This window comes from Xylophilus sp. ASV27 (genome assembly GCF_016428875.1).
Lineage (GTDB): Bacteria > Pseudomonadota > Gammaproteobacteria > Burkholderiales > Burkholderiaceae_C > Xylophilus.
Genome location: NZ_JAELTO010000040.1, coordinates 22,568 through 35,448, shown reverse-complemented (window position 1 = coordinate 35,448; position 12,881 = coordinate 22,568). Strand labels below are relative to the sequence as shown.

The following is a 12,881-nucleotide window of genomic DNA, read 5'->3' as shown; positions in this document are numbered from 1 at the left end:
CCCCCCCCCCCCTACTCCCCCCCCCCCCCCCCAGATCTACCCTAGGTTCTCTTCGTCGGCAGCGTCAGATGTGTATAAGAGACAGGGGCAGGGCCCCGCGTTACGGCCGCCATTCGGGCGGCCCGGGGCCGCCGCGTTCTGACCTGGGGATTGATCATGTCCATGCTGAGTTTCGAGAGAAAGTACCGCGTCCGCGGGGGCACCCTCATCGGCGGTGACCTGTTCGACTTCTGGGTCGGGCCGTTCTACGTCGGCTTCTTCGGCGTCACCACCATCTTCTGCACGCTGGTGGGGACGCTGCTGATCGTCTGGGGCGCGTCGCAGGGGCCGACCTGGAACCTGTGGCAGATCAACATCGCGCCACCCGACCTCAAATACGGACTGCGGCTCGCACCCCTGCAAGAGGGCGGGCTGTGGCAACTGATCACGGTGTTCGCCACCGGCGCCTTCGTCTCCTGGGCGCTGCGACAGGTGGAGATCTGCCGCAAGCTGGGCATCGGCTACCACGTGCCCTTTGCCTTCTCGTTCGCGATCCTGGCCTACGTCACCCTGGTGATCGTGCGCCCGATCCTGATGGGCGCCTGGGGCCACGGCTTTCCCTACGGGATCATGAGCCACCTCGACTGGGTGTCCAACACGGGCTACCAGTATCTGCACTTCCACTACAACCCGGCCCACATGCTGGCCGTGAGCTTCTTCTTCGCCACGGCGCTGGCCCTGTCCATGCACGGCGGCCTGGTGCTGTCGGCGACCAACCCGGGCAAGGGCGAGACGGTCAAGACCGCCGAGCACGAGAACACCTTCTTCCGCGACGCCATCGGCTACTCGATCGGCACGCTGGGCATCCACCGCCTGGGATTGTTCCTGGCGCTGTCGGCGGCGTTCTGGAGCGCTGTGTGCATCGTCATCAGCGGACCCTTCTGGACCCGGGGCTGGCCGGAGTGGTGGAGCTGGTGGCTCAACCTGCCGATCTGGCATTGATCACTGAACAGACGAATAACGCGCGATCCACGAGGAGACATCCATGGCCGAATACCAGAACATCTTCACCCGCGTGCAGGCCCTTGCGCCTTACTACGCGGGCGTGCCGCTGGAGCGCGGCAACAAGGAGCGGGAAGGTCGGCCGCGGCACTTCCACCTGCTCGGGCGGATCGGCGACGCGCAGGTCGGGCCGATCTATCTCGGCTGGTTCGGGCTCGCGTCGCTGCTCTGCGGCTTCATCGCCTTCGAGATCGTCGGGCTCAACATGCTGGCCTCGGTCAACTGGGACCCGGTGCAGTTCGTTCGGCAACTGCCGTGGCTGGCGCTGGAGCCCCCATCGGCGGCGATGGGGCTCAAGCTCTTTCCGCCGCTCGACGAGGGCGGCTGGTGGCTGATGGCCGGCTTCTTCATGACCGCCTCGGTGCTGCTCTGGTGGGCGCGCATGTACCGGCGCGCACGCGCGCTGAAGATGGGCACGCACGTGGCCTGGGCCTTTGCCTCGGCGATCTGGCTGATGCTGGTGCTCGGTTTCATCCGCCCGATCCTCATGGGCAGCTGGGGCGAGGCGGTGCCCTTCGGCATCTTCCCGCACCTGGACTGGACGGCGGCCTTCTCGATCCGCTATGGCAACCTGTTCTACAACCCGTTCCACATGCTGTCGATCGCCTTCCTGTACGGCTCGACGCTGCTGTTTGCGATGCACGGCGCGACCATCCTCGCGGTGAGCCGCTTCGGTGGCGAGCGCGAGATCGAGCAGATCGTCGACCGCGGCACGGCCTCCGAGCGCGCCGCGCTGTTCTGGCGCTGGTGCATGGGCTTCAACGCCACGATGGAGTCGATCCACCGCTGGGCCTGGTGGTTTGCCGTGCTCTGCCCGCTGGTGGGCGGCATCGGCATCCTGCTGACCGGCACCGTGGTAGACAACTGGTACCTGTGGGCGGTCAAGCACCACGTGGCGCCGATCTATCCGGCGGTGTTCGCGCCGGTGGTCGATCCTTCCACCTTGCAAGGGGTACGGCCATGAACACGCTCTACAGGATGTGCGCGGCCGCGGCCGTGACCGGCACGCTGGCGCTGCTTGCGGGCTGCGAGCGCCCGCCGGTCGATGCGGTGCAGCGCGGCTACCGCGGCACCGGCATGGAGGTGGTCTACAACCCGCGCAACGTCGAGGCGCACGCGGCGCAGAACGTGCTGCCGGCGGACTCGCCGCCCGCGCCGGCCGCCGGCCCGACCGCCGGCCAGGTGTTCCAGAACGTCAAGGTGCTCAACGACCTGAGCGTGGCCGAGTTCACACGGCTGATGGTCTCCATGACCGCCTGGGTCGCGCCGCAGCAGGGCTGCACCTACTGCCACCAGGGCGACAACATGGCGTCCGACGGGCTCTACACCAAGGTGGTCGCGCGGCGCATGCTGCAGATGACGCAGCACCTCAACGCCGACTGGAAGTCGCACGTGGCCGACACCGGCGTCACCTGCTACACCTGCCACCGCGGCAACCCGGTGCCGCTCAACACCTGGACGCAGCCCGCGCCGCCGAGGCCGGCCTACGCCGGCAACAAGGCCGGCCAGAACGCCCCGGCGCAGAGCGTGGCCTTTTCGTCCTTGCCCAACGATCCGTTCTCACCCTTCCTCGACAAGGGCGAGAACATTCGCGTCATCGGCCCCACCGCGCTGCAGAACGGCAACCGGCAATCGATCCAGCAGACCGAGGGGACCTACGGGCTGATGATGCACATGTCGCAGTCGCTCGGCGTGAACTGCACCTACTGCCACAACACGCGCTCCTTCTCCGACTGGGAAGGCAGTGCGCCGCAGCGCGCGGTGGCCTGGTATGGGATCCGCATGGTGCGTGACCTCAACACGCAGTTCCTCGACCCGCTGGCCCCGGCCTTCCCGGCGGCGCGGCTCGGGCCGGCCGGCGACGGCCCCAAGGTCAACTGCGAGACCTGCCACCAGGGTTCGTTCAAGCCGCTCTACGGCGCGAGCATGCTGCCGAATCACCCGGAGCTTGGCAAGGTGCGTGCGGTCATCCAGAACGCGTCGGCCCCTGCCACGGATGCACCCGCAGCGGCAGCCGCAGCCGGCGCGGCCGGCGCCGACGTGCTGTTCGCGGTGGGGTCGAGCGCGATCTCGCCCGAGGCCACCCAGGCGCTCGCGCCGACCATCGCGGCCCTCAAGGCCGACGCCACCGCCCGGGTGAGCCTGTCGGGCTTTCACTCGGCCAGCGGCGACCCGGCGCAGAACGAGGAGCTGGCCAAGCAGCGCGCCCTGGCCGTGCGCGACGCCCTGGTGGCCGCCGGCATCGCCACCGACCGCATCGTGCTCGACAAGCCGCAGAGCACGGCCGCCAACATCTCCGGCGAGGACCCGAGCGCCCGCCGCGTGCAGATGGCGCTGATCAAGTAAGGGGCGCGGCGGGAAGGCTGGGGCGCGCGGGGTGGTCAGCCGCCTTGTGCGATCCGGGCCTTTTGCTATTAAATAAATAGCTACAAGCCAAGGAAAAATACGGGCTACAGCAGTTTTTTCTTGAAAATCTGCCCAGGATGAACCTGCAAAGTGCAGCGCTTGTGCGTCAAATGGAACTCAAGCCCAGATATTGCCAGGGCTTCTAGCTGCATATTCAATAGCAAGATCGCGGTAGGTTCCCCACCCGCCGATCCCGCTATCCGTCGGCGTCTTCGCTCAGGGAGGATTCGCCGAGCCTGCTGATGACCTCGTCCAGGGTGGCGTAGAGGCGTTCTATGAAGTCGACGCCGAACTCGCTCTCCAGCGCGCGGTAGGCTGCCTCGATCGTGGGCGCGAGGTTCGCCGCCAGTTCATGCCCCTTGGCGGTCACCGACACCATGACCCGGCGCTGGTCATTCTCCAGCCGTTCGCGCAGCACCAGACCGTTATCGGCCATGCGCGCCAGGATGCCCGCCAGGCTTGGGCTGGACAGGCGGCAGACGTCGCCGATCTGGCGCGGCTCCAGGGGCCCGTGCTCGAGCAAGGCACGCAGCACACGCCATTGCTGCTCGGTGACGCCCGCGGCATTGAGGATGGGTCTAAAACGCGCGAAGACACTCTCGCGCGCCTGCAGAAAGAGCAGCGGCAGATTGCGATGGGCAATGCCGGGTGAAAGAGAGTGCATGGCGGGGAATCATCCCCGAATCCAGGCGGTGCAGTCGCCACCACGTACAAACCCGGAGGCAAAAGCCTGGAAAGCGGTTGACTCGCTTATATGTTAGTGAATAAACTGCTCACATATTAGCGATATATCGGACGATGCGTACTGCCCCCTGCCACCTGGAGTTCGAGGTCGCGCCCTACCGGCTGTCCGGGGTGGTGTATGGCACCCTGCTCAACCAAGAGGTGGCAATTGCGGCGCTGGCTGCAGCCGCCCACCAGCCGCCCTACAAGGCTCCGGCAAAGTCGCCGGTGCTGTACGTCAAGCCGCGCAATACGCTGGCGGGCCACGGCGATACCGTGACCGTGCCGGCGGATGCGCCGGAGTTGGAGGTCGGCGCATCCCTGGGCATCGTCATCGGCCGCACCGCCTGCCGTGTGGCGCAGGCTGAGGCATTGGAGCATGTGGCGGGCTACACCATCGTCAACGACGTCAGCGTGCCGCACGACGTGTTCTACCGGCCCTCCATCCGCTTCAAGGCGCGCGATGGTTCCTGCCCGGTGGGCCCTGCGGTTGTGCCCCGCAGCGCGGTGAGCCACCCCGATGCGCTGGCGGTGCGCGTCATGGTGGATGGCGCCCTGGTGCACAGCACCACCACCGGTGAGCGGCGGCGCACGGTGGCCCGCCTGTTGGCCGACGTCACCGAGTTCATGACCTTGTCGCCTGGCGACGTGCTCATGCTCGGCGTGTCCGCCGGTGCCCCGCGCGTGCGCGCCGGGCAGCAGGTCCGCATCGAGATCGAGGGCCTGGGCCAGCTCGACAACCGGTTCGTGCCCGAAGGAGCTGCGCAATGAAGAAGGCAAGGGTGGCCTACGCCGGTGCGATTCACGAGGCAGCACCGCATGGCGAGCAGATCCGCCTGGCCGATGGCCGTGTGCTGGCGCCGGGCGCCGTCGTCTGGCTGCCTCCGTTCGAGGTGGGCACCGTCATCGCGTTGGGGCTCAACTACGCCGACCACTTGAAGGAGTTGTCCGGCGAGCTGACCGTCACTGCGAAGGACGAACCCCTGGTGTTCCTCAAGGGGCCGGGCGCGCTCATCGGCCACAACGGCCAGACCCGCCGTCCGGCCGACGCGGCCTTCATGCATTACGAATGCGAACTGGCGGTGGTCATCGGCAGGACGGCGCGCCGGGTCAAGAAGGCCGATGCCTTGCAGCATGTGGCCGGCTACACGGTGTGCAACGACTATGCGATCCGCGACTACCTGGAGAACTGGTACCGGCCGAACCTGCGGGTGAAGAACCGCGACACCTGCACCGTGCTGGGCCCGTGGTTGGTGGACGCGGCCGACGTGCCTGACCCCCATAGCCTGCGGCTGCGCACGCTGGTCAACGGCCAGGTGGTGCAGCAGGGGAATACCGGCGACATGGTGCACGACATTGCCGAGCTGATCGAGTACCTGAGCAGCTTCATGACGCTGCGTGCGGGCGACGTGATCCTCACGGGCACACCCGAAGGCGTCGCCAACGTCAACGTGGGCGACGAGGTGGTCACCGAAATAGAGGGCATCGGCCGGCTGGCGAACACCATCGTGGGCGATGAGGCCTTCGGTCGCTGAACCCGCGTCCGCACATCCTGGAGACACGTTCCATGCGCATCCAACACCTGATCGGCGGCAAGTCCGTCCCAAGCCGCGAGTACTTCGAAACCGTCGACCCCGCCACGCAGGACGTGCTGGCTGAGGTGGCGCATGGCGGCGCGGCCGAAGTCCATGCGGCTGTTGCGGCAGCCCAGGACGCATTTGCGGCCTGGGCAGGCCAGCCCGCCGCCGAGCGCGCCAGGCTGGTGCGCAAGCTCGGCGATCTGATCGCGGCAGAGGTACCCGAGCTGGCGCTGACCGAAACCCGAGACACGGGCCAGGTCATCGGCCAGACCGGCAAGGCGCTGATTCCGCGCGCGGCCGACAACTTCCATTACTTCGCCGAGATGTGCACCCGCGTGGACGGCCACACCTATCCCACGCCCACGCACCTGAACTACACGCTGTTCGAACCGGTGGGCGTGTGTGCGCTGATCTCGCCGTGGAACGTGCCGTTCATGACGGCGACCTGGAAGGTCGCGCCCTGCCTGGCCTTCGGCAACACGGCCGTGCTCAAGATGAGCGAGCTCTCGCCCCTGACGGCCGCGCGCCTGGGCGAGCTGGCGCTCGAGGCCGGCATTCCCGCGGGCGTGCTCAACATCGTGCACGGCTACGGCAAGGATGCGGGCGAGCCGCTGGTCGCGCACCGCGACGTGCGTGCCGTCTCGTTCACGGGCTCCACGCTCACGGGCAACCGCATCGTGCAGGCCGCGGGCCTCAAGAAGTTCAGCATGGAGCTGGGCGGCAAGAGCCCGTTCGTGATCTTCGACGACGCGGATTTCGAGCGCGCGCTGGACGCCGCCGTGTTCATGATCTTCTCCAACAACGGCGAGCGCTGCACCGCGGGCAGCCGCATCCTGGTGCAGAAGGGCATCTATGCGAAGTTCGTGGACCGTTTCGTGGAGCGCGCGAAGAAGATCACCGTGGGCGACCCGCTCGACGAGAAAACCATTGTCGGCCCCATGATCAGCCAGGCCCATCTGGCCAAGGTGCGCCACTACATCGAACTGGGCCGCAAGGAGGGCGCGAACATGCTGTGCGGCGGCCTCGACGCGCCTGTGGTGCCCGAGCGCGTGAAGAAGGGCAACTACGTGCTGCCCACCGTTTTCGCCGACGTTGACAACCGCTTGCAGATCGCCCAGGACGAGATCTTCGGCCCGGTGGCCTGCATCATCCCGTTCCGCGACGAGGCCGAGGCGATTCGCCTGGCCAACGACATCCAGTACGGGCTCTCGAGCTACGTCTGGACCGAGAACATCGGCAAGGCGCACCGCGTGGCCGCGGCCGTCGAGGCCGGCATGTGCTTCGTCAACAGCCAGAACGTGCGCGACCTGCGCCAGCCCTTCGGCGGCACCAAGGCCTCCGGCACGGGCCGTGAAGGCGGCACCTGGAGCTACGAGGTGTTTCTGGAGCCCAAGAACATCGCGGTGTCGATGGGCAGCCACCCCATCCCGCGCTGGGGCGCGTGAGCAAGGCGCACGCTTTCATTCTCGATAGCTGGAGGTTACAGACATGCAACGCCGTCATTTCCTGAAGGCATCGGCCGCAACCGCCCTGGCGTCCACGCTCGAAGCGAGCAGGGCCCAGGGGGCGCACTGGCCCGAGGTCAAGCCAATCCGCATCATCGTGCCTTTCCCGCCGGGCGGTACCACCGACATGGTGGCGCGCCTGATCGGCGTCGAGCTCGGCAAGCAGTTGGGTCAGAGCGTCATCGTGGAGAACAAGCCCGGCGCGGGCACCGTGATCGGCGTGGATTACGTGGCCAAGCAGCCGGCCGACGGCTACACCTTCGTCTGCGTGGCCAACAGCTTCACGGCCAACAGGACGCTGGTGAAGAGCCTGCCCTACGACACCACGCGGGACCTGCAGCCCGTGGCGCTCATGGGTCTGTCCGAGCATGTGCTGGCCACCCATCCGTCCAGCGGTCTCAGGAACCTGGACGACCTCAGGAAAGCGGCGCTGGCCAAGCCCGGCACGCTGACCTATGCATCGTTCGGCAACGGCACGTCGGCCCATTTGTCGGGTGCGCTGCTGTGCCAGATGATGGGCGTGGACATGGTGCACGTGCCCTATAAGGGCCAGGGGCCGGCGCTCACCGATCTGCTGGGCGGTCAGGTCGGGGTGATGTTCGGCAACTGGTCGGAGTTCCGCAGCCATATCGAAAGCGGCAAGCTCGTCGCCCTGGGCATGGCCACGTCCAGGCGTTCGCGCTTTGCACCCAACGTGCCCACGCTGGCGGAGCAGGGCGTGGCGCTGGAGTCCAACTCCTGGCAGGGGCTGCTCGCCCCCGCGGGCACGTCCGAGGCCATCGTCCAGCGGGTCAATGCCGAGGTGAACAAGGCTCTGGCCGCATCCAACGTGATCGAGGTCTTCGCCAAAAGCGGCGTTGTATCGCAGGCTGGCTCGGTCGCGCAGTTCTCGAGCTTTGTAAACAGCGAGATCGCCAAGTACGGCGAGATCATCCGCCGCGCCAACATCACGATGGGTTGAAGCGCATCGCCGTGCCGGCCGCCATCGTACTAACCATCAGCTTGAAAAGGGAGAGTCATCATGGGTAAGGTTGCACTCGCCGCAAAGGTCTCGCACGTCCCATCCATCTATTTGAGCGAACTGGACGGCCCGCGCAAGGGATCGCGCCAGGCCGCCATCGACGGCTTCAAGGAGATCGGCCGGCGCTGCCGGGAGCTGGGTGTGGACACCATCGTGGTCTTCGACACGCACTGGCTGGTCAATGCCAGCTACCACATCAACTGCGCCGCGCATTTCAAGGGGCTGTACACCAGCAACGAACTGCCGCACTTCATCAGCAACATGGACTTCGAGTTCCCGGGCAACCCACAATTGGGCCGGTTGCTGGCCGAGGAGGCGTGCGACTTCGGCGTGGAGACGCTGGCGCACGACGCCACGACGCTGCAACCGGAATACGGCACTCTGGTCCCCATGCGCTACATGAACGCCGACCTGCACTTCAAGGTGATCTCGGTGTCGGCGCTGTGCACGGTGCACTACCTCAACGACAGCGCGCGCCTGGGCTGGGCCATGCGCCAGGCCATCGAGCAGCACTACGACGGCACCGTGGCCTTCCTGGCCAGCGGCAGCCTGAGCCACCGCTTTGCCCAGAACGGGCTGGCGCCCGAGTTTGCCCAGAAGATCTGGAGCCCCTTCCTGGAAACGCTGGACCACCGCGTCATCGAGATGTGGCAGGCGGGCGACTGGGCGACATTCTGCGAGATGCTGCCCGAGTACGCGGCCAAGGGGCACGGCGAAGGCTTCATGCATGACACCGCGATGCTCGTGGGTGCGCTGGGCTGGTCGGAGTACGCGGGGCGCGCAGAGGTCGTGACGCCGTATTTCGGTGCCTCGGGAACGGGGCAGATCAATGCCGTCTTCCCGGTCACGGCCCAGACCGGGCGTGCCATTCCCGCAGCCCAGGCGTCCGCCGCCGCCGGCTACCAGGCTTACAGCCGCGCTTGATCCGGAGTCCGCGCCATGCCCCATCTGGTCATTCTGTACACCCCAGACCTGGACCTGCCCGCCGAGCAGGGCGGCAGCGACATGGGCGCGTTGTGCCGCGCGCTGGCAAGCACCCTGTGCGCCCAGGTGGACGAGGCCGGAAAACCCGTTTTCCCCACCGGCGGCGTGCGTGTGCTGGCCTACCCCGCGGCGCATTGCGCCGTGGCCGATGGTGGCGCGGCCGGGCATGCCGCGGGTGGCGGCGCGGGCTATGCCTTCGTCTACCTCAACCTGCGCATGGGGCGTGGCCGCAGTGCCGCAACTCACATGGCCGTGGGACGCGCGCTGGAGGCCGTGGCCCAAGCCCATTTCGCTGCGTTGCTGGCATCGCACCACATCGGCATCACCTTGCAGATCGATGAAGGCCTCGAGGTGTTCGACGCCCGGCACAGTTCCATCCACCCCTTGTTCCAACGGCCAGCGAACGGCTGACAGCATGTTTTCACACGACACCACACGCGCCCTGGCGCGTGCGCTCAAAGAGGCGCGCGCGAGCCGCACACCGCTGCGCCACTTCTCACTGCAATACCCCGGGATGACGATCGAGGACGGCTACGCAATCCAGCGCGAATGGGTCCGGCTGGAACTGGCCGAAGGCCGCAGCATCAAAGGACGCAAGATCGGCCTGACGTCGCGCGCGATGCAGATCTCCAGCCAGATCACCGAGCCCGACTACGCGCCGCTGATGGACGACATGTTCTTCGAGTCCGGCGGTGACCTGGACTTCTCGCTTTTCATCGCGCCGCGCGTCGAGGTGGAACTGGCCTTCATCCTGGGCAAGCCGCTGAAAGGCCCGGGCGTCACGCTGTTCGATGTGCTCTCGGCAACCGAGTATGTGGTGCCGGCCATCGAGATCATCGACGCGCGCATCGAGCAGTTCGACCGTGACACGCGCGCGATGCGCAAGGTAGTCGACACCATCTCGGACTTTGCCGCCAACGCCGGCATCGTGCTGGGCGGCCGCCCGGTCAAACCCATGGACCTGGACCTGCGCTGGGTGGGTGCCCTGCTGCACAAGAACGGCGTGATCGAGGAAAGCGGCCTGGCCGCTGCCGTGCTCAACCACCCGGCCAATGGTGTGGCCTGGCTGGCCAACAAGATTGCGCCGCACGGCGAACAGATCGACGCAGGCGACGTCGTGCTGGCGGGCTCGTTCACGCGGCCGGTGGCAGCCGCGCCGGGCGACAGCTTTCACGCCGACTACGGTCCGCTGGGTTCCGTTTCCTTCCGTTTCGCCGGAGGCCGCCCGTGATGCAGATCCCGGTCAATCGCTTCATCCTGGAAGGCATCGCCACGGTAAGCGCGGCGGGTGGGGTCGCCGGCATTCTGACGGCGGACGGCCAACTTGCGCCCGGACCTGCCCGGACGCGGGCTCCCTGCTCGTGGCGGTCGGGGTGGATACCACGCTGCTCGTGCACACCGCGACAGAACTGGAACACAGCTTTGACCGTGGGGTCGCGCAGAGCACGGCCGGTTGCGGCAACCCCTATTGATCGAACCTAGCGCTGAGCAGGAGCCCCGCCGAACGCCGCCCTTTTCCTTTCACCCACGCCAGCCTGACGGCGGGCCTTCAATCCAAGCAAAACTCACAAAAGGAGATCCCCCATGCCCGCAGTCAACCTTGCCCGTCGCGCGGCTCTGTGCACAGCCGCGATGTCCTTGAGCGGCCTGCCGCCCGCGGCCCTGGCGCAGGACAAGCGCCCCCTCGAATGGGTGGTCGGCATGGCGGCCGGCGGCGGCACCGACATCGTCGCGCGCACGGTGGCCGATCAGATGAGCAAGACGCTGAACCAGACCATCGTCGTGGTGAACAAGCCGGGCGCGGCGCACAACATCGCGGCGGACTACGTGGCGCGCTCTTCCAACCCGGCGAACCTTCTGTTGACCGGCGACTACGCCGTGCTGGCTACCAACCCATGGCTCTACAGCAAGCTGTCGTACAACGCGGACCGGGACCTGTCGTCCGTCGGCATGCTGGTGCGCTTTCCGCTGATCCTGGTGGTGTCGCCCACGCTGCCGGTCAAGAACTACCAGGAGTTCATCGCCTGGGCCCAGGCCCAGCCGGGCGGCGTCTCCTATGCCTCGCCCGGCGCCGGCACGCCGCATCACCTGTGCATGGAACTACTGCGCCAGCGCACGGGGCTGAAAATGACGCACGTTCCCTACCGCGGCGTCACGCCCGCCATACAGGACATCATGGGCGGGATGGTTCCCTTCATGTTCGTCTAATCGGCCGGTGGCATGCCGAACATCGTGGCAGGCAACCTGCGTGCGATCGGCGTGGCCAGCGCCAGACGCATGACCACGCTGCCCGAGGTGCCGACGCTGATGGAGCAGGGCCTCCCGGATTTCGAGGCGTTCGCCTGGCAGGGCCTGTCGGTCCATTCATCCACGCCGCCCGAAGAGATCAAGCGCCTGAATGGCGCACTCCAGGCCGCGCTGAACTCCACGCCTGTAAAAACCCGGTTCCTGGCGTTGGGCGTGGAGGCCGTGCCGGGCACGCCAGAGCAGATGAGCGCATTCGCCAAGGCCGAGCGTGCGCGCTGGGGCAAGCTGATCAAGGACATCGACCTCAAGCTGGAGTAGCCCGCAGCGCATCTGCCGGCCCAAGCGCTTCGCCGGGGGCGAATCGGCCCATGGCCGCCACCGCGGCGGGAAACAGGCGAAGCAGGCCCGCGACGCGGCTTGCGTCCGCGTTGCTGCGCATGGCGGCGGGCCGATGGCTGCACGTGGGGTCGGCACTATCAAATAAATAGCGAAATGCCGAGGAATCACCTGGGCTACAGCCGATTTCTGCTTGAAAACATGAATGGCATCTTTCCGACGCCGGACTCACGGACGATCCGCCCTGGCGACCTCGACCGGGCTCAGCTCGCGCGAGCGGCGGCCCCAGCTCCACAGCGCTTCGGACGGCAGCGGCAGCACCATGAACCAGTGCTCCAGGATCGCCAGCGACAGCAGCGTGCCGGCGAAGGTCAGCGCCGTGGCGTCGAAGCTGCCGATGCCTTCGGCCAGTGCGGCCTGCCAGAACTGCACGGCCAGCCAGGTGGACACCAGAACCGACACCGGGAACAGCCAGTTCATCCGCTTGCGGGTGAAATAGGTCTGCAGGTACTTCAGATGCGTGGGCAGAAAGTCTTCGTTGAGGTTGCGCACGCCCAGGAAGACGTTGAGCTTGGCACTCAGCCGCATGACCCACAGGATGGCGAAGGTCATGAGGCCGGTCGGGTTGCTGCCGTTCCAGGTGAGCGCCACGACCGCCATGCCCAGCACGATCAGCGCGAACTCGTGGTGCAGCAGGGTCTGCAAGGCGAAGCCGGCACGCCGCCAGCGGCGGGCATCGGGCGGGCAGGGCGCGCGGCGCGGGCCGGTCACGTAGCCGAGAAGAAAGCCCACCTCCTGCCAGGCCCAGACCATCAATGCGCAGGTGAAGGCCAGGTAGGCGCCGGTCACCCGCTCGTCATTGCGGGTGGCATATAGGCCCAGCAGGGCCAGCGCCAGCAGCAGGGTGGTGGCGCCCATGGTCCAGCGGTAGGTCCAGCGCGGCAAGCCGTTCAGGTACAGGATCACGCCCGTACTGAACCACCACACGAAGACCGTGTAGAGCACGGGCAGCAGGTACTGGGACATTCTGAGCTCCTC

At 66.8% G+C, this 12,881-nt stretch carries 12 protein-coding genes and 1 pseudogene; 11 read left to right on the top strand and 2 right to left on the bottom strand.

What is annotated here, in order from left to right:
• Nucleotides 1-156 precede the first annotated feature (156 nt).
• Genes pufL through pufC form a run of 3 tightly spaced genes read left to right on the top strand, consistent with a single transcriptional unit; the run spans nucleotide 157 to nucleotide 3,387 of the window.
• Nucleotides 157-981: a photosynthetic reaction center subunit L gene (gene pufL / locus JHD63_RS10610; protein WP_198970716.1), complete on the top strand. Its 825-nt coding sequence runs from the start codon at nucleotides 157-159 to the stop codon at nucleotides 979-981.
• Between the two features lie 43 nt (nucleotides 982-1,024).
• Nucleotides 1,025-2,005, top strand: a complete 981-nt coding sequence (gene pufM / locus JHD63_RS10605) for a photosynthetic reaction center subunit M (protein ID WP_198970715.1) — start codon at nucleotides 1,025-1,027, stop codon at nucleotides 2,003-2,005.
• Entirely contained in the window at nucleotides 2,002-3,387 is a 1,386-nt protein-coding gene (gene pufC / locus JHD63_RS10600) for a photosynthetic reaction center cytochrome PufC (protein ID WP_198970714.1), read from the top strand. Before pufM ends, pufC begins: the two co-directional genes overlap by 4 nt.
• Before the next feature lie 256 nt (nucleotides 3,388-3,643).
• Here the strand turns inward: pufC and hpaR are convergent, their stop codons facing one another.
• Nucleotides 3,644-4,111 carry a homoprotocatechuate degradation operon regulator HpaR gene (hpaR, locus tag JHD63_RS10595; protein WP_198970713.1) on the bottom strand — a complete coding sequence of 156 codons (468 nt, stop codon included), beginning with the start codon at nucleotides 4,109-4,111 and terminating at the stop codon, nucleotides 3,644-3,646.
• Between the two features lie 134 nt (nucleotides 4,112-4,245).
• Here hpaR and JHD63_RS10590 point away from each other — a divergent pair, with 134 nt between their 5' ends.
• The 8 genes and pseudogenes from JHD63_RS10590 (at nucleotide 4,246) to JHD63_RS10555 (ending at nucleotide 11,825) form a co-directional block, all read left to right on the top strand.
• Complete coding sequence (locus tag JHD63_RS10590) at nucleotides 4,246-4,941, top strand: fumarylacetoacetate hydrolase family protein (RefSeq protein ID WP_198970712.1); 696 nt, start codon at nucleotides 4,246-4,248, stop codon at nucleotides 4,939-4,941.
• Nucleotides 4,938-5,705 (top strand): fumarylacetoacetate hydrolase family protein, encoded by a 768-nt coding sequence (locus JHD63_RS10585; protein WP_198970711.1) that lies wholly within the window; start codon nucleotides 4,938-4,940, stop codon nucleotides 5,703-5,705. The genes JHD63_RS10590 and JHD63_RS10585 overlap by 4 nt, the downstream gene beginning before the upstream one ends.
• Nucleotides 5,706-5,737: 32 nt before the next feature.
• Nucleotides 5,738-7,195 (top strand): 5-carboxymethyl-2-hydroxymuconate semialdehyde dehydrogenase, encoded by a 1,458-nt coding sequence (gene hpaE / locus JHD63_RS10580; RefSeq protein WP_198970710.1) that lies wholly within the window; start codon nucleotides 5,738-5,740, stop codon nucleotides 7,193-7,195.
• A 43-nt stretch (nucleotides 7,196-7,238) separates the two neighbouring features.
• Complete coding sequence (locus tag JHD63_RS10575) at nucleotides 7,239-8,216, top strand: tripartite tricarboxylate transporter substrate binding protein (RefSeq protein ID WP_198970708.1); 978 nt, start codon at nucleotides 7,239-7,241, stop codon at nucleotides 8,214-8,216.
• Between the two features lie 60 nt (nucleotides 8,217-8,276).
• Nucleotides 8,277-9,200 (top strand): 3,4-dihydroxyphenylacetate 2,3-dioxygenase, encoded by a 924-nt coding sequence (gene hpaD, locus JHD63_RS10570; protein WP_198970707.1) that lies wholly within the window; start codon nucleotides 8,277-8,279, stop codon nucleotides 9,198-9,200.
• A 15-nt stretch (nucleotides 9,201-9,215) separates the two neighbouring features.
• Complete coding sequence (locus JHD63_RS10565) at nucleotides 9,216-9,671, top strand: 5-carboxymethyl-2-hydroxymuconate isomerase (protein WP_198970705.1); 456 nt, start codon at nucleotides 9,216-9,218, stop codon at nucleotides 9,669-9,671.
• A gap of 4 nt (nucleotides 9,672-9,675) precedes the next feature.
• Entirely contained in the window at nucleotides 9,676-10,491 is an 816-nt protein-coding gene (hpaH, locus tag JHD63_RS10560) for a 2-oxo-hept-4-ene-1,7-dioate hydratase (protein WP_198970704.1), read from the top strand.
• Nucleotides 10,492-10,844: 353 nt separating this feature from the next.
• Nucleotides 10,845-11,825, top strand: a pseudogene (locus JHD63_RS10555) (Bug family tripartite tricarboxylate transporter substrate binding protein).
• A 246-nt stretch (nucleotides 11,826-12,071) separates the two neighbouring features.
• Here the strand turns inward: JHD63_RS10555 and puhE are convergent.
• Nucleotides 12,072-12,869, bottom strand: a complete 798-nt coding sequence (gene puhE, locus JHD63_RS10550; RefSeq protein ID WP_198970702.1) for a putative photosynthetic complex assembly protein PuhE — start codon at nucleotides 12,867-12,869, stop codon at nucleotides 12,072-12,074.
• Nucleotides 12,870-12,881 lie beyond the last annotated feature (12 nt).

What these genes read in the sequence shown, in the direction of transcription:
- pufL (WP_198970716.1), top strand. Translation starts at nt 157, where the DNA reads ATGTCCATGCTGAGTTTCGAGAGAAAGTACCGCGTCCGCGGGGGCACC.
- puhE (WP_198970702.1), bottom strand. Translation starts at nt 12,869, where the DNA reads ATGTCCCAGTACCTGCTGCCCGTGCTCTACACGGTCTTCGTGTGGTGG.
- JHD63_RS10590 (WP_198970712.1), top strand. Translation starts at nt 4,246, where the DNA reads ATGCGTACTGCCCCCTGCCACCTGGAGTTCGAGGTCGCGCCCTACCGG.
- hpaR (WP_198970713.1), bottom strand. Translation starts at nt 4,111, where the DNA reads ATGCACTCTCTTTCACCCGGCATTGCCCATCGCAATCTGCCGCTGCTC.
- pufC (WP_198970714.1), top strand. Translation starts at nt 2,002, where the DNA reads ATGAACACGCTCTACAGGATGTGCGCGGCCGCGGCCGTGACCGGCACG.
- hpaE (WP_198970710.1), top strand. Translation starts at nt 5,738, where the DNA reads ATGCGCATCCAACACCTGATCGGCGGCAAGTCCGTCCCAAGCCGCGAG.
- pufM (WP_198970715.1), top strand. Translation starts at nt 1,025, where the DNA reads ATGGCCGAATACCAGAACATCTTCACCCGCGTGCAGGCCCTTGCGCCT.
- hpaD (WP_198970707.1), top strand. Translation starts at nt 8,277, where the DNA reads ATGGGTAAGGTTGCACTCGCCGCAAAGGTCTCGCACGTCCCATCCATC.
- JHD63_RS10585 (WP_198970711.1), top strand. Translation starts at nt 4,938, where the DNA reads ATGAAGAAGGCAAGGGTGGCCTACGCCGGTGCGATTCACGAGGCAGCA.
- JHD63_RS10565 (WP_198970705.1), top strand. Translation starts at nt 9,216, where the DNA reads ATGCCCCATCTGGTCATTCTGTACACCCCAGACCTGGACCTGCCCGCC.
- hpaH (WP_198970704.1), top strand. Translation starts at nt 9,676, where the DNA reads ATGTTTTCACACGACACCACACGCGCCCTGGCGCGTGCGCTCAAAGAG.
- JHD63_RS10575 (WP_198970708.1), top strand. Translation starts at nt 7,239, where the DNA reads ATGCAACGCCGTCATTTCCTGAAGGCATCGGCCGCAACCGCCCTGGCG.